Below are 18,891 nucleotides of genomic sequence, written 5' to 3'. Positions count from 1 at the left end.
TGAACGGCGCGATCCTGCAACACGCAGGATCCGGCCGGCCATTTGTTGCGTGGCGCGCTTGGCGCCGAGGAGGAGAGTTTACATGCCGGATACCGGATCGGAGTTTCAGTTGATCGCGGGGTTGGTCATCGCCATCGCCCTGCTGATCTTTTTCGTCGTCAAGACGCGGGTGCACGCCATCGTGGCCCTGATCGCGGCCGCATCCATCGCGGGCATTATCGGGGGGATGCTGCCCGCCGAGGTCATCACCTCGATCACCACGGGTTTCGGCAAGACCCTGTCGACCATCGGTCTGGTCATCGGGTTCGGCGTCATGATGGGCCGCATCCTCGAAGTGTCGGGCGCGGCGGAACAGATGGCCTATACCCTGATCCGCTGGGTCGGCAAGAAGCGTGAAGACTGGGCGATGGTCCTGACCGGTTATATCGTGTCGATCCCGATCTTCTGCGACAGCGCCTTCGTCATCCTGACGCCGCTGATCAAGGGTCTGGCGCGGTCCACGGGTATTTCGATCCTGACGCTGGGGATCAGTCTGGCCGGGGGCCTGATGCTGACGCACCACGCCGTGCCGCCGACACCCGGCCCGCTGGGCGTTGCGGGGATCTTCAACATCGACCTCGGGCTGATGATCTTCTGGGGTATCGTCTTTACCATCCCCGGCATGGCGGTTCTGGTGATGTACGGGCGTGCGATGGGGCCGCGACTGGAACGGATGATCCTTGTCGACACCGGCGAGGATATCTCTGCCCCCTACAAGCAGTTCGAAGAGGCGGCGCAGGACCGGCAGAAGACGCTGCCGTCGCTGGGTCTGTCGGTGCTGCCGATTGCCTTGCCGATCGTGCTGATCTTTCTGAATACGCTCAGCGTCGCGATGCTGGGGAATGGTCCCGCGGCGACCGGATTCCTGGCACAGACGATCGCGTTCTTCGGCAACCCGGTGATCGCGGTCGGCCTTGGCCTGATGGTCGCGGCCTATACCCTGCTGCCGGGTCGCCCGCGTGAAGAGGTGCTGGCCTATATGGAGGAGGGCGTCGAAAGTGCCGGCATCATCCTGCTGGTTACCGGTGCCGGTGGCGCGCTGGGTGCCGTGCTGCGGGATTCGGGGGCAGGCGGCGTGATCGGTCAGTCGGTTGCGGGGCTGGCGATCCCGGCGATCCTCATCCCCTTCGTCATCTCGTCCATCGTGCGCCTGATCCAAGGGTCCGGCACGGTCGCGATGATTACGGGGGCGTCGATCTCTGCCCCGATCCTAATGAACATGCCGGATGTGAACATGGTGTTCGCCGCGCAGGCCGCAGCCATCGGGTCGATGGTCTTTGGCTATTTCAATGACAGCTATTTCTGGGTCATCAACCGGATGCTGGGTGTCAAAAGCGCCAAGCACCAGATGCTGCTGTGGTCGGTGCCGACCACCCTGACTTGGGCCACGGCGCTGGTGATGCTTTTGATCTGCAACGCCCTGTTCGGCTGAGTGCGGGCTTGAAATTGATGCCGTCCGGCAGCCTGTCAGGGTGCCGGACGGTCAGCTGATGCGGGCGTGCCGATCGGCAAATCCAGAGGTGCGTAGATCGACACCCATCAGGACCAACTTCTTGCTTAGCCCGCCGTAAGACCGCGGTTCTGACAGTTGGTCGAAGCCGTATAGCTGGCTATAGAAGGCGACCCGGTCCTGCGACACGGCAGCGATCCCGTAATCCACGTCATGCAGCTTGGCGAAGTTGGCATAGATACGCAGCGTCTGCCGCGCGACGGACAGCCGCCGCGCCCCCAGATCGGGTGCGACCGCAAACCGCGCACCGTCGATCAGCGTCAGGCCGGCCAGAATCTTTGGCTGTAGAATATCGTAAAACGCCGACATCGTGGCCGAGCGGGCGCTGGAGCGATCCAGAATATGCAGCCGGATCGTGCCCCCGATCCTGTCGCCTGATTTCAGGACGTAAACCTGCGCGTTATCGACGTAATCGTATTCGTCCAGAAAGCTTCCGTCGGCGCGATTTCCGATCAGCCCATCCGCCAGATAGCAATTATAGCGAAAAGAGCCGACCGCGATCAGGCCACCCTTTGATTGCACGCGGCTGACATCGAACTTGGTCGCGAGCAGCATTAGGGTTTCAGCCTGTAGCGCGGAAAGAAGAAACCTGTTCTGGTTTTATAACTTAGGTAAGCCGGACCGTGCGTGCTGCGGCGAAGAACGCCTTCTTCCTTTATGGCCGAATAGACGTAGATGAAAACCAAAGTGACGCAGACCGTGACCGACGCCATATGGGTCGTGCCCAGAGCACAGGCCGACCAGAACAGGACGTAGGATGTATAGAAGGGGTGCCGCACATATCGCCAAGGGCCAGTCGTGATGATGCCGTCGATCTTCAGATCCTCGTCGAACGCGAGAGACAGCCTGCAGTCCCGGCTGTGCTTGATCGCCCATGCAAACAACGCGGATGCGGCAAGGATCATCCCGAAGACGATGGCCGGAAAATCCAGCGTCCAGAGGAAAGCGTGCGCCATGAAGACCGATAGGCCAACCAGCGAAAGCGTCGAGATCAGCACCATCCCAATGGGATATGTCTCTGATGTGAAATGTTGCTTTGTTGCTGCAGCAATCACCAAAAAATACGCGAGTGCGGCCAAGCCGATCACGACATCAAAAATGTGCGACACTTGTCTTTTTATCTTTCATGAGCTTCGGCATCCATCCGTTTTCAATCGTTAACAATACCCATGACCGGGTCTACACTAACGCTACCTAAGATGGTGTTAACCAAATCAGAGGTGCCGATAGATTGAACGTAAAGTCGAATGAATGTTGCGGCAAGCGACTTCGCACGTCCCGTTGATAATTTCCAACGGGCTTATGCGTCAATCTCTTGGCTGCTGCATCTTCAGGCGATGAGGGTTACGCAGGGTTACCCGGGACTCCCCGTGCAGGGCAGGTCGACATAAAAGGTCGTCCCGACCCCAACCGTGCTGTCGTAGTCGATCAGTCCGCCCAAGGCGGCCACGATTTCACGAGAGATATTCATGCCAAGGCCCGTGCCGCCGCATTTCCTCTGGTCCGAGGGATCGAGTTGCCTGAATCGTTCGAAGACCTGTGCCTTGCTGTCATCGGGGATTCCTATGCCGTAGTCGCGCACGAAGATCCGGATCCAGCCCTGCGCAACCGACAGCCCGATATCGACATCGCCCTTGGCCATCGAAAACTTCGCTGCATTCGAGATCATGTTCGAAAGCACCTGCATCAACCGCGCGCGGTCGGCGTGGACGTGGACGGCCGGGGCGTCATCAGCCCGGAAATTCAGATTGACATTGTATCTTTCGGCCAGCCCCTGATGGTCGCCCACAGCGTCGGCCAGGAACGACCGGACCTCGATCGTCTGGTTGTCAAAGGTCATCTGTCCTTCTTCGAGCTTTTGCAGATCCAGAAGGTCATCGACAAGATCGGCAAGGCGCTTGCTGTTCCGCCCCGCGACCGTCAGCAGATTCTGCACCCGTGGCGGCAGCTCTCCGAACTTGCCGGTATTGATCAGGTCAAGCGATCCCTTGATCGACGTCAACGGTGTCCGTAGCTCGTGGCTCACGGCGGCCACGAACTGGGATTTCACGACAAGCGCTGCCTTTGTGCGCTCATGCTCGGCTTGCAGGTCTTCAAGCCGCTTGAGGTCTGTGCGGTACATCCGCAGGAAGCTGAGCGAACAGTCGATCAGGAAATACATCACGAACATGACCGTAAAGAATTGCAGCCACAGGTCGGACGACAGGGGTGGACGATAGACGACCAGGTCCCGCATGGTCATGACCAGGAAGGCCACAGCATAGATGGTCAGCCGGATCGCCAAAAGGCGCGCGATCTGATGATTGTTCATTGCCGCAAAGATGGCCCCGGCGAACAGACAGAACAGGGCGGTGAACATGCCCACACCATCTTCGGTCAGGGCAACCCAGACTGCATATATGCCGATGGTGGACGCACTGACGATCGTGTTCAGCACGAAGCCGGTCAGGATCAGCCCCATGCCTTTGACATCGTCCGCGCGGACCCGGTCGACGCGGTTTGCAAGCCGCAGATCCACGATCTCGCACAGCATACCGACGGCAAAGAACAGCTCTGCTTTCCAAGGCGTGAAAAACCAGCCGGTCAGAAGGGCTACGGCGGCAAATATGCCTTGGCGCTGCCATGTCAGAGCTTTGACGGCGCGCGCATAATCCTGAAGGTGTTTCAACCGATTTCGGGGTGCCGCACGGGCCGCACCACCGGACATCCGGACTGTCATGATGCGTGACCTTGGGGATCGCCCGCCGACGGAGCCGGGCGGCCAGGCCGTGCGGTCGCAGGTGTCGCGATGCGACAACCAGCCAAGTGCGGCTTCTGGGTCGGCATCGGTCTCAGGCGCGGCATACAGCTTCTACTTTCCGTTCGGGCGGCACACCCGGTCGTCTCCCTGGGCGCCTCATGCGTCACGAAACATCTCAGGTTCAACCCCTGAACGCGAAACGTGTCAACTTTTAGGTGTATCGTTGTTAATCTTTGTCACCGGCGCATTAACGACTGACGTCGCCTTCAAAAATGGGCGAGGCAAACGGGCTGAGACGTGCCGTCCGCCAACGTCATGGCGCAGGACACCTGCGACATCGGAGTCACTGCAGCACGCCCGTGAAGTCGTGATGCAGGGCACTGGCTAGACGCGATTGGGTGGCGGGGGACGCGACAACGGTTCAGCGACTGCTGCTTTCCACCAGAGACTTCACATGCACCTTTCCATGCGCCTTGCGGAACATCATCAAATCGCATTCCCAGCGGCAAAATTCAGTGCGCTCGGCGATGCTCTCAGTTCTGTAGGACAGCCGTTCTTTGTGCTGACAGGTATGATCTGTCGCGCTGATCGTAGTGAAGAAAGGGTTTTGATATTTGAAATTTGTCGTCCAGCACGATGACATTGGATGGGGTGCGGGTAGACCGGTAAAGTGGAAGGTGGTGAACATCGTTTGGCCGGATAGCACGGGTTTAATGCCGGTGCCCGTCGCGGTTGGGATCCGGGGACTGCCGGTCGTGATCGCAATCCTACCCTCCCAGTTTGCTGGTGCTGCCATTCGGCATGCCCGTTAAATTGAACGTGACCCAGCCGCGTTAGTAGTCGACCGGTTGCGGAATCACGCGTTCCTACTGCTTCTCCAGCACCGCATTTCTGACGGACTGGCTCTCCCATCAAGGCGAACTAACCGCATTTCGATACTTGTCACACCGTGGACCATCAACTACGTTAGTCTATGTGTTGGACCACATTGGCGTGGTCGCTGTGGAGGCTTCCCATGCAAATGAATATCGCGGAAGCGAAGGCCAAACTGTCGGAGCTTATCGCAGCTGCAGAACGTGGCGAAGAGGTTATAATCGCGCGGGGCGGTAAACCGATCGTCCGCCTGGTGTCGGCCCAGATCACGGGGCCTGTATTCCGTATTGGGATCGCCGAGGGGGACGTGACCGGTATCCCTGATTTTCTCGCACCCATGGCGGACGACGAGATCGCGCTTTGGACCTGACGACTGTTCTTTTGGATACCCACACTTGGGTCTGGAGCCTGTTTCGCAAGGACGAACTCTCTTCCGTCGCCAGTGAGGTGATCGAGCAGGCGCGGACGGTTTACGTGCCCCCCTGCGCCTTCCACGAGATTACTGCCAAGCACCGGTCGGGAAAATGGATAGAGGTTGGCTCAATTGTCGACCGTCTGCCGCTTCTTTTGCGCGCCCAAGGGGGCGTTGTAGCACCCTATACTGCGGAGATGGCGGTTTTATCAGGGGGGATGGACTGGGCACACAAGGATCCGTTTGACCGGATGATCGCGGCAACAGCCATCGAACTTTCCTGCCCGCTGATCTCCAAGGATGTTGCCTTTGATGAACTCACCGAACGCGCCGATTGGATCGGACGGATTTGGGGCGAGATACCGCGACCAAAACCCGCTTAAGCTGTATCGCGCAGTACGGCGGCTGATATAAGTCGCGTTGCAAATGGAGTTTGCTGCCTCGGAGCAGCCGAAGCCCTCAAAGACGAATCGTCAGCCATCAGCAGTGCCTTGGCCTCGCGATGGCGAAGTGTGCGAGATGACAAGGATGCGGCGCGATCCGCCTGGCGCACTGCATCAGTTCAGGATGTTCGATTCCCTAAACATATTCGCCAGCTCAGCGTCGTGTTCAGCGAGGAAATCTCTCAACACGCTTGCAGGCTTCACGTACTTGCGCGCGGCAGGGTCGAGCTTTGCGAAAACCTCCGCCATCGCGACGGCCAGCGCGCTCGTCTGACTGATCTGCGGTCGCAGATCGTTACGGCTGAATGAGCTGCTGCCGGTTTCGTGGACACCGGGTTAGGTTTGCATAGCTCGGTCCTCGAACGCCATAGGGCTGAGATAGCCCAGCTTCGAATGCCGTCGCCTCGGATTGTAAAAGCGCTCGATGTAGTCGAACACGTCGGCGCGTGCCGCGTCACGGGTGCGGTAGACCTTGCGGGCTGTCCGTTCGATCTTCAGCGACGAGAAGAAGCTCTCCATTGCTGAGTTGTCCCACACATTGCCCGCACGGCTCACCCGGCAAATGATGCCGTTGTCCAGCAGCAGGCGCTGAAACTGCTCACTGGTATATTGCGATCCTTGGTCTGAGTGATGGAGCAGCGCGTCAGCCTTTCCGCGCCGCCAGACGGCCATCCGCTGCCCGGCAGTGGTTTGCAGGTCATTCCGGTGGAATGACTGGCAAACCATGAGAGGGATCAGCGCATCCATGACCAGTGAAGCATCCCGTTCCGCCTTCATGGACCAGCCGACGGTGAGCCATTGATGCGCCATTGGTTCAAGCACAATGGCGAACCCTGGAGAACAGGTCCAGCACGACCGCCACGTAGAGCCAGCCCTCTGCGGTCCAGATGTAGGTGAAGTCGGCAAGCCACTTCTGGTTCGGCCGGTCTGCTGTGAAGTCGCGGTCAAGGATGTTGTCGGCGATGACCGACCGCTCGCCGTCATCCTTCGGGTTCCCGCGGCGTTTGGGCCGCGCTCTCATTGCATTTAGCCGCATCAAGCGTTCGATCCGGTGCAGTCCACATGCGAGACCTTCTTCCAGAACGTCACGCCAGACCCGGCGGGCGCCATAGGTGCGATCGCTGGCCTTGAAGCTCTTGTCGATCGACTGGACGAGCTTTGCATCCTGAGCCGCGCGTTCGCTTATCGGCCTTCTGAGCCAGGCATGAAAGCCGGATCGGGAGACGCCCAGCACCGCGCACATCCAGCTGACCGGCCAAATGTGCCGATGCTTTGCCACGTAAGCGAACGTCATGTCGCTTCCCGCGCGAAGTAAGCTGCCGCCTTTTTTTAGGATGTCACGCTCCGCCTTGAGCTTGGCGACCTCTCTCTTCAGGGTCGCAATCTCGGCCAATTCTGCGCGTTGCAAGCCATTGCCGGGAAACGCCGCAACAGGCGCTCCCATCAATTCCCGCATCCAGCGACGCGAGCCACGCTCTCCGCAAGATCCAGGTCCCGGCACGCCTGAGCGACCGCAACGCCTCGCTCGGTCACCAGCCTTACCGCCTCGATCTTGAACTCGCGGCTAAACTTCCGTCTCGTCATATCCACTCTCCAGTTCAATGGTCACGATCTTATCTTCGTGTCCACAAAACCGGCAGCAGCTCAGCCGGCGAATTTTGGGGATCTATCGTCCGACCCGAAGATGACTACCCGCAAGATCAGGATGCACGCAGGGAGTTTGAAGAAGACCAGACGAGGAATTTAGATCGGCTTCTCGCTGAAGCGAGCGAAAGATCTGCTGAGAGAGAACGGAACGAAAAGCAGATCGCGGCTCTTATCCGGCAGAACATTGAACAGCTGGACAAGTCTCTCACGGAGCGCGGCTTCTATGATGTTGTGACAAACGAGCCCGAGCCCCCCGAGGCTGAGTCGCCCGAGCCCGAGCCCGAGCCCGAGCCCGAGCTCGAGCCTGCCAAGCCAGCGGATCAACCGGTACTAAATCGCAACCCTCCGTCCACCCCTTGTGAAGACCCCGTATGTTTCGAGATGGCCGCGCTGGCGCGGCAACAGAAATATGAGACACAGCTGGCTACGTGTGAGAGGCGCTATGGGCAGGATGCGACTGGCGGAGATCCCAGTGATCCGACGCTGCCATACGACTCGGAAACGCGGTCAGCCTGCAACTCAGAAACGGCGAGACGGATCATAGAAGAGTCGACTCGCATCATTCGACCAGAAGTCCCGACCACCGGTGAACAGCTTGAAATTCGTCAGAATGAGATGGTCGCGGAAGTGGACATTCGGCGCCACCTCGTCAATCAAGATAGTGCCTGCAAGACCTCCCCGGACAGTTGCGCATGCAGACAGTGGAATAAGGACTACGCGTTCTTTCTGAACAAGCGGTACGGCGATCTTTGGATCATGGACGGAATGCAGGCTCAGATATCCCAAGAGACGAATTTCGTGCAGAATCGGATACCGTCAGACGAAGCGGAAGAGCCTGGCAACCAGCCTCTCGATGCATATAGGACGAATGCGCAAATCTGCTCAGAGGAGAAGAGACAAATGAAAGCTCTGATCCAGCTTACCATGAAATTACTGAACGAAACCGAAGAAGAGGTCCTGGAGGGGATCGAGCAGGCCGAGCGGGCCTGCTTGATGCGGAGAACCTTCATCGACGGTATGATCGCAAATGATAATTGGGTGGACCGTGTCATTCCCGAGAAAGCCCCGTTTAGTCTCTCGGAAATAATGGCCGGATTTCCGAATTTTTCTATCGACAGCTGCCAGTGAAGCGAACGCCTTCAGGAAAATGTGTTGCATCAGAGCTTGCCTTGAAGCGGTAGCTGTCGTTGCCGGTTTCCATCATGTGGCAGCGATGGGTGAAGCGATTTGGACCTGTCGCGCTTTGCTTCCGCCCCATCGGGCAGGGCAATGATAGTAGTCCTCTAGCTAAGACATACGTCACCCTTACTGACATATCGCATAAGTGAAATTATGTAATATATGTCTAAGGATGTTTATGTAGTTGCGTGCTGTGACGACTGCAAAAGCTCAAATTTGAGTTGATTTCATACAGTCTAGTTTTCGCATTGCTCCGTCAAAATGAGGTGCTCCCCTTCCCTTGGACAGGATCTGGCGCTTTCTAAGCTCTGATCTGCTCCTGCTGATCGGGTTGCGTTGCTTCGACTTTCAGCGAGTAGACTACGGCCGGTGGTTGGCCGCCAAGGGCTTTGTGCGGGCGGCGGTGATTGTAGAACCCCATCCATGTCCGGACACCCGCGCGGGCCTGAGACCCGGTCTCCCAGGCGTGAAGGTAGACGCACTCGTATTTCAGCGTGCGCCACAGACGCTCGATGAAGATTTTGTCCAAGTAGCGGCCCTTGCCATCCATCGATATGCGGACGCACGACCGCCGCAGGCGATCTGTCCAGGCAAACGATGTGAACTGCGATCCCTGATCGCTGTTCATGATGTCAGGTGGCCCGAACCGATAGATTGCCTCGTTCAGCGCGTCGACGCAGAAGTCGGCGTCCAGCGTGTTCGAGATCCGCCAGGCCAGAACCATTCGGGTGTGCCAGTCCATGATCGCCACCAGATAAAGAAACCCTCTGCGCATCGGCAGGTAGGTGATGTCCACGCACCAAACCTGATTGGGCCGCTCTACGCGCAGCCCGCGCAAGAGGTAGGGATAGGTCTTGTGCCCATTCGCCGGCTTGCTGGTGTTGGGTTTCTGGTAGATTGGCATCAAACCAATCAGGCGCATAAGCCGACGGATGCGCTTCTCGTTCACCGCGTGTCCCTCGTTGCGCAGGTGCCACGTCATCTGGCGAACGCCGAAGAAGGGCGTCTCCAGGAATTGCACGTCGATCAGCCGCATCAGCGCGAGGTTCTGCTCCGTCTCACCCTGCGGCATGTAATAAAACGACGACCGCGGTATCGACAGAAGCGCGCACTGCTGGCCAATCGACAGGTCCGGATGGTCGCGCTCGACCATGCTGCGCCTCACTTCCCGCCCCAAGGTTTGAGCTTTCTTTCCAAAAAAGAGTTGGCCACAGCCAGCTCTCCGATCTTGGCATGCAAGTCCCTGACCTGGTCTTCATCAACGACGGGTGCCTTGCGGCCGCCACGTTCGAAGACACCAGACGCGCCGTCCAGCAGCGCACGTTTCCATTGGTTGATCATCGTCGGATGCACCCCGAACCGGCTCGCCAGTTCCGACACGGTCGCCTCACCTTTCAACGCCTCAAGCGCCACCCTCGCCTTGAACTCAGGGGCATGTTGCTTTCGTTTCGTCATCTTCGATCTCCTTCGTGGTGAAGATCAGCAGACAGCAATTCAGAGCTTACGTCAGTGTCCAGTTTTCGGGGGGCACCTCAATGTCCTCGGCCTCCAGGTCGATGCCATCGGTGGCGAGGATGAATTTTGCCTTGGCGCGAGCGGTAGTGGGACTGGACTTGAGAGCTTCCAATGTTGCGGCAACCTTGCCTACGGTACAGGTCGCAAGGTGAATGTTGTTGGTTTGAAGAACGCCGCCTATGTCTGACTTATTAGACGCGCCGGTGCGCAGGCGCTTGATGGTCGTGTCCTTGTTCCCGAACGCCATCAGGAAGGCATAGGGAAACTCTTCAGCGTCGAAGGGCTGTTCCGCAAGCTCAGAAATAGCTTGCTCAATTTCGACAGCGTTCATGACTGTTTTTCCTTGGTTTGCCGGAAGTCATAACTGTCGCAGCAGTGTCGGCCTTGCGGGTTTTCTACCTGCGGAGGCCACGAGATTGTTGAATATTAGGAGTCTATTACGGCGATATTTTGCAATGCTGATCAGGCGTGAAAACCGCTTCCTTGGGTTACTGTAAACGTTACGCCCTCACGTTGCTTGAGACGCGCCACCATTGCCAGCAGATTGTCCGCCCGAGGATTGCCCTTGGTGCTCAGCATACGCATCAGGCTCTTTGGATCCTTCTGCATGTCATGCGCCAAAGCGTCGAACCCAACGGTCGCATTCACGTAATCCCGCAGCAGTAGCTTGCCGGTTTCCAGATCATCACTCAGCAGCGCTTCGATAGCTTCCTTGAACAACCCAACGCGAAACGCAGGGTCTCGATCGGCGCGAGCCTTGATCGTATCCTTGAAACTTCTGGTCAGTGCCATGTCAGTCTCCTTTTGACTTTCGGGATTTATAGTCGTCCCAATGGGCCTTCGCGTGCTTGATGTCTTGTGCCTGGCGCCGCTTGGTGCCGCCGCACAGCAGGATCACAAGCTTATCGCCGTCTTGCCCGAAGTAGACCCGATACCCTGGACCAAAGGTGATGCGCCGCTCCGACACGCCTTCTCCGACAGGCTTCACATCTCCTAGGTTTCCAGTTTCGATCCGTGCCAGTGCCGTTCGAACTTTAAGAGCGGCGGTAGTGTCCAGCCGGTCGAACCAATCGGCGAATGGGACCTTACCCGCTTCGGTGACATAGATAACGAGTTCGATCATAAGAATTTATGGTGACATATGTGTTACTAAGTGTCAATGCCTACTGCGTCGCACTTACACACATTGCGGTTGGTTGTGACCCTCCCCTGCCCCGCCCATTGTGTGGCCGTAGACAATTTACGGCGCGCTGTTTTTCAAGGCTGCATAAAGGGCGGACTTACTGATCCTAATTCGTGCGGCCGCCTCGCGCACGTTTAGACCTGACGCCATGAGCTGCCGGGCGCGAAGAATTTTGTCGGTTGTGACTGCGATAGGCCTACCACCTTTGCGCCCTCTCGCAGCTGCGGCAGCTAGCCCAGCATTCGTTCTTTCGCGGATCAGATCGCGCGCAAACTGGCCAAGCGCCCCGAAGATGTGAAAAACGAGACGTCCGGTCGGCGTGGTGGTGTCAATATTTTCCGTTAGCGACTTGAAGCCAACACCGCGACCTTCAAGTTCTGCAACGGTTTGCAGCAGATGCGTCATCGACCGACCCAGACGATCAAGTTTCCAGACAACCATTGTGTCGCCTTCTCGCAGAAACGAAAGTGCGGCGGTAAGCCCCGGTCGCTCAGTCTTGGCACCGGAGATACCGCGGTCCTCGAAGATGCGGGAAGCCCCGGCGGCATTCAAAGTGTCGAGCTGAAGGGCAAGATCTTGTTCAGCGGTCGAGACCCGGGCGTATCCAATGAGCGACATGACAATCCTTTGGGCTTGAAGGCGCTATGATCCGCCCCCGCCAGACCCATCTGTCCGCAATCCCATCCAAAAATCAAGTTGTCCAGTTACCCGTTGTAGAGGCGTTGTTGGACTGACTTGGCATTTGTCCATTAAACGCACGTCTGATGGACAACGGATAATTGTTCCAGTCATTTAGCTGTTCGGAGAGCACATCGCATTTTTGGTCTAGGGCGTTCTTAGGACGGTACCATCGGCGTTTTGCGCTGATGCAATCGCGTCTCGTCCTGCGCAGGCGACAATCGGACCGATAGCCCGATCTTGCAGTGTCTGGAAAAGGTGACCAGTTGAGCGCGACCCCCGCGCCCTACCTTGGTCTGTAACTGGAGCGGTGCCGCGCAACGGATATTGCCTTTTTGGGCCCGGCTCGGTCTAGTGATCCTGCTTGGTGTTCCAGACGCACTACGTGTAGGAACCGAACAGGGAATCTGGTCAGGATCGATCCGGTATGGAGATCCGATGCCAGAGCCGCCCCCGCAATTGTAAGAGTTGAGCGACTGCCGAATTGTCCACTCACATCCCATGATGTGGGGAAGGCCGGCAGATCGTTATGACCTGCGAGCCAGGAGACCTGCCAAGCACAATGCAAACCGACCGTCGGGTGTGACGGCAAGGAGGATGACCTAAGACGATGCTTGTTCAATCGAGGGTGCGCGATGCAGGCGGCACGCGCGTAATCTTAATTGCCTTGGCGTTCGGCCTAGCTTTGATCGCGTCCGTTGGCTTTGCCTCGGCCTGTGCCATTCACGACGCGGTGCACGATGTGCGCCAAGCGACCGGCCTTTCCTGCCACTGACATGTTGCGTCCCATTCTGACGACCGTGCTGCTGGCTGGCGCGGCCGCCGGCGTTCTTCACCTTGTCTTCGTTCACCCGATGCACCGATGATCCCTGTCATGCAGGGGCCCGCCTCGTTGAACGACATTGAGTCCACCGCAGTGTGGTCGCCGAAGCGTTTCGTCAGTGTCTTGACCTGCAGCATGGACGTCCCCCGACGTTTCGATTGGGGGAAGACTTAAGGACTACAGGATTCAGTTTTGTTTAATGATCATGACGGGACCGTGACAAATGCGGCGGCTGGTGATCCAAGTCGCGTCCGCCGAGAGAATTACGAATCCCTTGGGAACGGTACAAATCCGGCCTACCGTGACGTCCAGATGACAAAATCGGGGGATTCGCCATGAACAATCGATCGCGCTACATCGCAGAAACGGATGAACGCGGCACTGTGATCTGGTTATGGGAGCTGCATCCGGGCGACCGCATGGCCCGTCCGGTCCGCAAGCTGTCGCTGCTTGATCAGCGTCTTTGCGATGCGACGATCGAGGGCGCGAGCCTGAATTCCGTGACAGACTGGTTGGCGCGCGAGCAGCAAAGGTCACCTATCGGCGGACGTCAGCTGTCCGACGGCGCGAACCGGCATTGACACATCACGTCGTAAGCGACCGGGCGGCCCATACGGCCGCCCGGGCATCGTAATTGATCAGACGGTTTGCGGCTCCAGATCGACGGACCACAGTTCAACATCGGCACTGTCCATCAGACGCACTGTCATGACGCCCGTATCCGCCGCGATATCGACTTTGCCAAAGAACTGCATCCCGTCGCTGGGCGGCAAGTTTGCTTGACCGGCGTCAGGATGTTTGGCGAACCGGACTTCGGGACCAAAGGTATTGTCATACTCGCTCGGGCCGAAGGTGCCGGCGTGTAGCGGACCGGACACGAATTCCCAGAACGGTTCAAAATCCTGAAACACGGCGCGGTCGGGGGAATAGTGATGCGCTGCGGTGTAGTGAACATCTGCCGTAAGCCAGACCGTGTTCGCGATCTGTGCCGCCTTGATGAACGACAACACGGCGGCGATGTCCTTTTCGCGGCCCAGCACGGGGCCGTCGCCGTTGGCACCGTTCTCCATCGCGGTTTCGCCATCGCGCACCATCATCCCGATGGGCATGTCCGCGGCGATGACCTTCCATGTCGCGGTGGAATTCACCATCTCGCGCTTGAGCCACGCCAACTGGTCGGCACCCAGAAACGGAGCACCCTCAGCCTCGGTATTGGCGGTGTTGTCGCCACGATAGGTGCGCATGTCGATCAGGAAGATATCCAGCAGCGGACCGTAGGACACGCGGCGATAGACACGGTTGGGCTCGGCAAGGTTTTGCCGCGTCGGCATCATCTCGTGGAACGCATGGGCGGCGCGGGATGACAGAAGCTGCATGGATTTGACGGTGTATCGGTCGTCGCTGGCCAGTACCTCGTCGGGATACCAGTTGTTCGTGACCTCGTGGTCATCCCACTGGGCGATCATCGGCACGGCGGCGTTAAACACCCGCACGTTGCTATCCATATAGTTATAGAGGTGCTGACCGCGGAATTCGTCTAGCGTCTCGGCGACCTTAGACTTGGCCGGGGTGACGATGTTCTTCCACATCGTCCCGTCGGCAAGCGCCACCTCTGCCTCAACCACGCCGTCCGCATAAACTGTGTCGCCGGAATGCAGAAAGAAGTCGGGGGCATGACCCAGCATGGTGGCATAGGTCGTCATGCCGCCGCGATCCTCGTCGATGCCCCAGCCCTGCCCGGCCGTGTCGCCGGACCAGACAAAGCTGACGTCGCGGCTGCCCATAGGTGCGGTGCGGAACGTGCCGGTGACGGGGTCGGACAGCGTGCCGTCGGCCAGATCGGCCATCGTTACGCGGTAAAAGATATCCTGATCGCTGGGCAAACCGGTCAGTGCCAGCTTGCCGGTAAAGTCGCTGGGCGTGCCGACGGCCAAGCCGGGCACGGCGCGCGCATCGGTCATGCTTTCGGTCGTGGCCCATTCGACCAGCATCTTGGCCTCGCGGTCAGCGCGGCCCCAGATGACGGCACCGTCGTGGGCAACGTCGCCCGACATGACACCATGGGTGATCAGCGGGCGCGACTGCGCGCGCGACAGCGACGGCATGGCAAGTGATGCGCCAAGGGCGGCACCGCCCATCAGGGTCTGTCGGCGGGTAAAGGAAATGCGCGGCATCCAGGAATCTCCGTTGATGAATTGCTCATCACGGATCGTCGGACCGTCAGGTAACAGTTGATTGTTAGCGGCACGACGGTTTCATGAACCTTGCGTGACAGCTGTCGGCAAGACAAATCGCACAAGTTAGATCACCGCCGCATAGGCGTCACTTCTTCGTCGCTTTAGAAGTCTTGACCTTTGAAAGTTTGGCTTCTTTTTTCGTCCCCGTGGATTTCGCCTTTTTAGACGATGGGGCCTTCGTCGCCTTGGCCTCAACCTTATTCTTCGACTTATCGCCCTCGGACTTCTTTTTCTTAGGCTTTTTTATCTCGGCCTTTTTGGCATCAGACTTTGTGGCCTTGGACTCTTTGGCCTTCGACTTTTTGTCAGACGCCTTCTTGTCTGGCTTGCCAGATTCCTTCTGTGGGGTCTTCTTGTATTTGCCCACATCTTTCATCACGGGTGGATCGCTGGCTTCAACTTCGGCCGGGTCTTGCGATGCCAGACCCTGTTCCGTATCGCCGCTGACAGCAGACCGGGCCGCAGTCAAAAGCTTCTCTGCCCGCAGTGCGCCAAGGCGCGGGATATCCAGCAAGATGTCGGGCGATGCCGCCGCCAGCTGTTCTGCGGTGGCAATCCCGCGATTGGCGAGTGCCGTGGCCAGTGTCCGACCGATCCCGGCAACCTTTTGGAGAGGTGTCATCTTGAATATCCCTTGAGCGTCACGCGTCAAATCCGACGAGGGACCGGCCCCGAAGGCCAGCCCCCCAGCCGTCAACCATCCAGTTCAGGCGGCTTTCTTCAGCGCCTTCTTTGCGGCCTTCAGTTTCTTTTCCTGACGCGCCACTTTGGCCTTCCGGGCTTTGACTTCTTTTTCCAACGATTTTACGGTTGATGTCTTGGACATTTTAGATCTCCGATTATTTCAAGTATCGTGCCCGTCAGGCTGATTGTCGTGATCGCGCAGAAAGTCGCGAATGAAGCGGCGTATTTCACGCGCCGCACTCGTGTCGAGCGTATCGCATAATGACACGAAGCGATCCCTGTCAGATGCCGTGATCCTGACGATCAACTGACTGTCCTTCAGGTCCTTCTTCTTCGTCTTCTTCTTGTCGGTCACATCACATCCTGTCGATGGGCACGTCATTTGTTACGACAATATATATCGTTTGTATATACATTCTTTGCAAATGGCAGTTTGGCGCCCGTTTGAACGCAATACGCCGGGACAAAGCCCGGCGCATCGCATCATTTGAAAACGCCGGGTGCCGCAACACCCGGCAGGCGTCAGTTCGACAGCGACTTCGTCGCATTCGCGGCGACAATCATCGGCCGGAACGTAAAGACGTCGCGCGTCGTGGCGTCCACGTCGACCGGATCCAGTGGACGTTGGGCGACCCGAAGGTCTGCACCCGCGTGAGGTTCGCCAGCGTGTGGAAGGCGTCGGGCAGCGGCTTGTCGATCTTGAAGTAGTGGGTGTCGCCGTGCACCAGAACGACCTGACCGTCATAGCCTTCGGTCTGCGCCATTAACGCATCGAGGAAGGCGGCATAGCCTTCCTTACCCGGCATGCGGCTTTCGTCGTCATCCTCGGTCTCTGGCACGTCAAAGCCCATGTCGGCCTGAATGACGATCATGATGCCCTTGTCGCCGGCTTCCTTGGCCTTGGCGAAGGAATCAGTCAGCCAGGCGATGTTGGCCGCGTCACGCTCCTGATACTCCGCATTGTCAGCGGCGCATTGTTCAGGCGTGCGGGCGCTTTTCTTTGTGCAGGCGTCGTCGTCGGCGACCATGTTGTTGTTCGATCCCGGTACGTTCAGGCCCACGAACATCGCACCATCGCGGCTGTAGCGGGTGTTCTCGGCGAATTTCTCGCCCGGTGCCCCCTGATGATCGACCGGCATCTTCGTCTGACCGAAGGTATCTGCAGTGTCGAACATGGTCTGACGAATATGCGTCAGACGCTCGATGTTGTCCCAGCCGCCGTTGTTCGTGCGGTGGCAGTCGGTCCATTCGTTGTCGCCGGGGACATAGATGACCGGGGCGGTCAGGCTGTCGAACATTGCGATGGCATCGGTATAGATCGCGTCGGTGCATTCGGACGAACCGTCCTTAATGTCGCCGTCATACATTGAAAACGCGATATCGGAGGCGTTGATGTCCGCGATCAGCGCAGGAATGGCGGGCGCGTCATTTGCTTTGGCATAGGGCATGTCGCCCCACAGACCCATGGAAAACGGCTCTGCGCTGGCGACGGTCGCCTGCATGATGCCACAGGCCGCAAGTATGACGGCAAGGCGTGAAACAGTATTCATATCGAGATTCTCCTATCCGCGCGGCACAAAGGCCGCTGCCGCCGCTTAGGCCCGTCCTGTGAACCTCTCGTGACAGTGAAATTTGGTGCCCTGTGAAGCGGCTGCCCCGCCTGTCACGAATTCGTCTTGCAAACGTTAATTTCCCGTTACCCGCAGGGCGCAGAGCTTGCGCGTCGCAGGCCTGTCGCCTGCCGGGGCGTCCGTGCCCACCATCCGGAGATCGAAGATGACATCCCTCACCCGCTTTGCCCTGCCGCTGCTCGCCAGCGTCTCTGCCCTGTCGATGACGGCCGCGTTCGCCGAACCGACGAAAGAGCTGATCGACGCCGCCAAGGCCGAAGGCACCCTGACCACCATCGCCCTGCCCCACAACTGGTGCGGCTATGGCGAGGTCATCGACGGCTTCAAGGCCAAGTATGGCCTCGAGGTCAACGAGCTGAACCCGAACGCAGGCTCCGGCGATGAGCTGGAAGCGATCAAGGCCAACAAGGATAACGCCGGTCCGCAGGCGCCCGACGTGATCGACGTGGGCCTGTCCTTCGGCCCCGCGGCCAAGGACGAAGGCCTGATCCAGCCCTACAAGGTCTCGGTCTGGGACAGCATTCCCGACGATGCCAAGGATGCTGACGGATACTGGTATGGCGACTATTACGGTGTGCTGGCGTTTGGTGTGAACAGCGACATCATCCCGGATGCCCCCACCAGCTTTGCCGATCTGGCCGATGCCGCCTATGCCAACGCCGTCGCCATTCCTGGCGATCCGCGCACCGGCAACAGCACCATGATGACGGTTTATGCCGCAGGTATCGCACAAGGTACCGCAGCAGGCGGCGACGCGTTGAACGCCGGCATCGGCTATTTCAAGGGCCTGAAGGACAGCGGCAACCTTGTGCCCGTCAACGGCAATTCCCAGAACCTGACACAGGGCACCACGCCGCTCTACTTCGACTGGGATTACAACCTGTTGGCGATGCGCGACACGCTGGCCGGCAATCCGCCGATAGAGGTCGTAGTGCCGTCCGACGCCGTTGTCGCGGGCGTCTATGTGCAGGCGATTTCCGCCTACGCACCGCACCCGAACGCGGCAAAGCTCTGGATGGAATACATCTATTCCGACGAAGGCCAGACGCTGTGGCTGAAGGGCTATTGCCACCCGATCCGTTTCAACGACATGGCCGACCGTGGCGTGATCCCGCAGGACCTGATGGACAAGCTGCCGCCGGCGGATAACTACGCCAAGGCCGTATTCCCGACGCTGGACGAACAGGCCGCCGCCAAGACCGCCGTGGCCGACAACTGGGCCAAGGACATGGGCGTCGAATAACGCTCCGCCTCACCCTGATCCGGGCGGCAGGTGCAGACCTGCCGCCCAACCCCT

At 58.5% G+C, this 18,891-nt stretch carries 18 protein-coding genes, 3 pseudogenes and 1 riboswitch; of the genes and pseudogenes, 7 read left to right on the top strand and 14 right to left on the bottom strand.

Annotation, left to right across the window (positions count from 1 at the left end; all coding sequences use genetic code 11):
* Positions 1-82: 82 nt before the first annotated feature.
* On the top strand, positions 83-1,471 hold the full coding sequence (locus tag GLR48_RS25140; protein ID WP_237066948.1) for a GntP family permease: 1,389 nt from the start codon (positions 83-85) through the stop codon (positions 1,469-1,471).
* A gap of 51 nt (positions 1,472-1,522) precedes the next feature.
* Here the strand turns inward: GLR48_RS25140 and GLR48_RS25135 are convergent, their stop codons facing one another.
* The 4 genes and pseudogenes from GLR48_RS25135 to GLR48_RS26195 form a co-directional block, all read right to left on the bottom strand.
* On the bottom strand, positions 1,523-2,104 hold the full coding sequence (locus tag GLR48_RS25135) for an N-acyl amino acid synthase FeeM domain-containing protein (RefSeq protein WP_237066946.1): 582 nt from the start codon (positions 2,102-2,104) through the stop codon (positions 1,523-1,525).
* A complete protein-coding gene (locus GLR48_RS25130) occupies positions 2,104-2,637 on the bottom strand; it encodes a methyltransferase family protein (protein WP_237066944.1) in 534 nt (177 codons plus the stop codon). The genes GLR48_RS25135 and GLR48_RS25130 overlap by 1 nt, the downstream gene beginning before the upstream one ends.
* A gap of 266 nt (positions 2,638-2,903) precedes the next feature.
* Positions 2,904-4,268, bottom strand: a complete 1,365-nt coding sequence (locus GLR48_RS25125; protein ID WP_237066942.1) for a sensor histidine kinase — start codon at positions 4,266-4,268, stop codon at positions 2,904-2,906.
* A 445-nt stretch (positions 4,269-4,713) separates the two neighbouring features.
* A pseudogene (locus GLR48_RS26195) lies at positions 4,714-4,845 on the bottom strand (IS30 family transposase); the annotation flags it as partial.
* 459 nt (positions 4,846-5,304) lie between these two features.
* On the opposite strand from GLR48_RS26195, the gene GLR48_RS25115 reads away from it, so the two are divergent.
* Together GLR48_RS25115 and GLR48_RS25110 are read left to right on the top strand one after the other, a co-directional pair.
* Entirely contained in the window at positions 5,305-5,532 is a 228-nt protein-coding gene (locus GLR48_RS25115; protein WP_237066938.1) for a type II toxin-antitoxin system Phd/YefM family antitoxin, read from the top strand.
* Positions 5,523-5,957, top strand: coding sequence for a type II toxin-antitoxin system VapC family toxin (locus tag GLR48_RS25110; RefSeq protein ID WP_237066936.1), 435 nt, complete (start codon positions 5,523-5,525; stop codon positions 5,955-5,957). The genes GLR48_RS25115 and GLR48_RS25110 overlap by 10 nt, the downstream gene beginning before the upstream one ends.
* A gap of 396 nt (positions 5,958-6,353) precedes the next feature.
* Here the strand turns inward: GLR48_RS25110 and GLR48_RS25105 are convergent.
* A pseudogene (locus GLR48_RS25105) lies at positions 6,354-7,601 on the bottom strand (IS3 family transposase).
* Positions 7,602-8,045: 444 nt separating this feature from the next.
* Between GLR48_RS25105 and GLR48_RS25100 the strand changes: the two are divergent.
* Positions 8,046-8,792 (top strand): hypothetical protein, encoded by a 747-nt coding sequence (locus GLR48_RS25100; RefSeq protein WP_237066934.1) that lies wholly within the window; start codon positions 8,046-8,048, stop codon positions 8,790-8,792.
* A 352-nt stretch (positions 8,793-9,144) separates the two neighbouring features.
* Here GLR48_RS25100 and GLR48_RS25095 read toward each other — a convergent pair.
* The 5 genes and pseudogenes from GLR48_RS25095 to GLR48_RS25075 form a co-directional block, all read right to left on the bottom strand.
* Positions 9,145-10,298 (bottom strand): IS3 family transposase gene (locus GLR48_RS25095; RefSeq protein WP_237066933.1). Its coding sequence is split into 2 segments (ribosomal slippage): positions 9,145-10,046 and positions 10,046-10,298, totalling 1,155 coding nucleotides; the frame shifts between segments, so codons are not numbered across the junction.
* A gap of 79 nt (positions 10,299-10,377) precedes the next feature.
* Positions 10,378-10,689: pseudogene (locus tag GLR48_RS25090) on the bottom strand (type IIL restriction-modification enzyme MmeI); the annotation flags it as partial.
* Between the two features lie 131 nt (positions 10,690-10,820).
* Positions 10,821-11,150 (bottom strand): transcriptional regulator, encoded by a 330-nt coding sequence (locus GLR48_RS25085; protein WP_237066928.1) that lies wholly within the window; start codon positions 11,148-11,150, stop codon positions 10,821-10,823.
* 1 nt (position 11,151) lies between these two features.
* Entirely contained in the window at positions 11,152-11,481 is a 330-nt protein-coding gene (locus GLR48_RS25080; protein WP_237066926.1) for a type II toxin-antitoxin system RelE/ParE family toxin, read from the bottom strand.
* Between the two features lie 117 nt (positions 11,482-11,598).
* A complete protein-coding gene (locus tag GLR48_RS25075; RefSeq protein WP_237066924.1) occupies positions 11,599-12,159 on the bottom strand; it encodes a recombinase family protein in 561 nt (186 codons plus the stop codon).
* 408 nt (positions 12,160-12,567) lie between these two features.
* Positions 12,568-12,791, top strand: a riboswitch (cobalamin riboswitch).
* Positions 12,792-12,829: 38 nt separating this feature from the next.
* On the opposite strand from GLR48_RS25075, the gene GLR48_RS25895 reads away from it, so the two are divergent.
* Positions 12,830-12,994, top strand: coding sequence for a CbtB domain-containing protein (locus tag GLR48_RS25895; RefSeq protein ID WP_272911736.1), 165 nt, complete (start codon positions 12,830-12,832; stop codon positions 12,992-12,994).
* A 383-nt stretch (positions 12,995-13,377) separates the two neighbouring features.
* Complete coding sequence (locus GLR48_RS25070) at positions 13,378-13,623, top strand: hypothetical protein (protein WP_237066922.1); 246 nt, start codon at positions 13,378-13,380, stop codon at positions 13,621-13,623.
* 57 nt (positions 13,624-13,680) lie between these two features.
* Here the strand turns inward: GLR48_RS25070 and GLR48_RS25065 are convergent, their stop codons facing one another.
* The 4 genes from GLR48_RS25065 to GLR48_RS25050 all read right to left on the bottom strand — a co-directional run bounded on the left by GLR48_RS25065 (position 13,681) and on the right by GLR48_RS25050 (position 17,513).
* On the bottom strand, positions 13,681-15,216 hold the full coding sequence (locus GLR48_RS25065) for an alkaline phosphatase D family protein (protein ID WP_237066921.1): 1,536 nt from the start codon (positions 15,214-15,216) through the stop codon (positions 13,681-13,683).
* 148 nt (positions 15,217-15,364) lie between these two features.
* Positions 15,365-15,901, bottom strand: coding sequence for a helix-hairpin-helix domain-containing protein (locus GLR48_RS25060; RefSeq protein ID WP_237066919.1), 537 nt, complete (start codon positions 15,899-15,901; stop codon positions 15,365-15,367).
* Positions 15,902-16,123: 222 nt separating this feature from the next.
* On the bottom strand, positions 16,124-16,318 hold the full coding sequence (locus tag GLR48_RS25055; protein ID WP_237066917.1) for a hypothetical protein: 195 nt from the start codon (positions 16,316-16,318) through the stop codon (positions 16,124-16,126).
* Positions 16,319-16,523: 205 nt separating this feature from the next.
* Positions 16,524-17,513 carry a hypothetical protein gene (locus tag GLR48_RS25050; RefSeq protein ID WP_237066915.1) on the bottom strand — a complete coding sequence of 330 codons (990 nt, stop codon included), beginning with the start codon at positions 17,511-17,513 and terminating at the stop codon, positions 16,524-16,526.
* A gap of 226 nt (positions 17,514-17,739) precedes the next feature.
* Between GLR48_RS25050 and GLR48_RS25045 the strand changes: the two genes are divergently transcribed.
* A complete protein-coding gene (locus GLR48_RS25045; RefSeq protein ID WP_237066913.1) occupies positions 17,740-18,837 on the top strand; it encodes an ABC transporter substrate-binding protein in 1,098 nt (365 codons plus the stop codon).
* Positions 18,838-18,891 lie beyond the last annotated feature (54 nt).

Source organism: Loktanella sp. M215 (assembly GCF_021735925.1).
In the GTDB taxonomy this organism is placed as follows: Bacteria; Pseudomonadota; Alphaproteobacteria; order Rhodobacterales; family Rhodobacteraceae; genus Loktanella.
This window is presented reverse-complemented; position numbering and strand designations above follow the sequence as displayed.

What these genes read in the sequence shown, in the direction of transcription:
- GLR48_RS25140 (WP_237066948.1), top strand. Translation starts at nt 83, where the DNA reads ATGCCGGATACCGGATCGGAGTTTCAGTTGATCGCGGGGTTGGTCATC.
- GLR48_RS25135 (WP_237066946.1), bottom strand. Translation starts at nt 2,104, where the DNA reads ATGCTGCTCGCGACCAAGTTCGATGTCAGCCGCGTGCAATCAAAGGGT.
- GLR48_RS25125 (WP_237066942.1), bottom strand. Translation starts at nt 4,268, where the DNA reads ATGACAGTCCGGATGTCCGGTGGTGCGGCCCGTGCGGCACCCCGAAAT.
- GLR48_RS25115 (WP_237066938.1), top strand. Translation starts at nt 5,305, where the DNA reads ATGCAAATGAATATCGCGGAAGCGAAGGCCAAACTGTCGGAGCTTATC.
- GLR48_RS25100 (WP_237066934.1), top strand. Translation starts at nt 8,046, where the DNA reads ATGGCCGCGCTGGCGCGGCAACAGAAATATGAGACACAGCTGGCTACG.
- GLR48_RS25085 (WP_237066928.1), bottom strand. Translation starts at nt 11,150, where the DNA reads ATGGCACTGACCAGAAGTTTCAAGGATACGATCAAGGCTCGCGCCGAT.
- GLR48_RS25080 (WP_237066926.1), bottom strand. Translation starts at nt 11,481, where the DNA reads ATGATCGAACTCGTTATCTATGTCACCGAAGCGGGTAAGGTCCCATTC.
- GLR48_RS25075 (WP_237066924.1), bottom strand. Translation starts at nt 12,159, where the DNA reads ATGTCGCTCATTGGATACGCCCGGGTCTCGACCGCTGAACAAGATCTT.
- GLR48_RS25895 (WP_272911736.1), top strand. Translation starts at nt 12,830, where the DNA reads ATGCTTGTTCAATCGAGGGTGCGCGATGCAGGCGGCACGCGCGTAATC.
- GLR48_RS25070 (WP_237066922.1), top strand. Translation starts at nt 13,378, where the DNA reads ATGAACAATCGATCGCGCTACATCGCAGAAACGGATGAACGCGGCACT.
- GLR48_RS25065 (WP_237066921.1), bottom strand. Translation starts at nt 15,216, where the DNA reads ATGCCGCGCATTTCCTTTACCCGCCGACAGACCCTGATGGGCGGTGCC.
- GLR48_RS25060 (WP_237066919.1), bottom strand. Translation starts at nt 15,901, where the DNA reads ATGACACCTCTCCAAAAGGTTGCCGGGATCGGTCGGACACTGGCCACG.
- GLR48_RS25050 (WP_237066915.1), bottom strand. Translation starts at nt 17,513, where the DNA reads ATGAATACTGTTTCACGCCTTGCCGTCATACTTGCGGCCTGTGGCATC.
- GLR48_RS25045 (WP_237066913.1), top strand. Translation starts at nt 17,740, where the DNA reads ATGACATCCCTCACCCGCTTTGCCCTGCCGCTGCTCGCCAGCGTCTCT.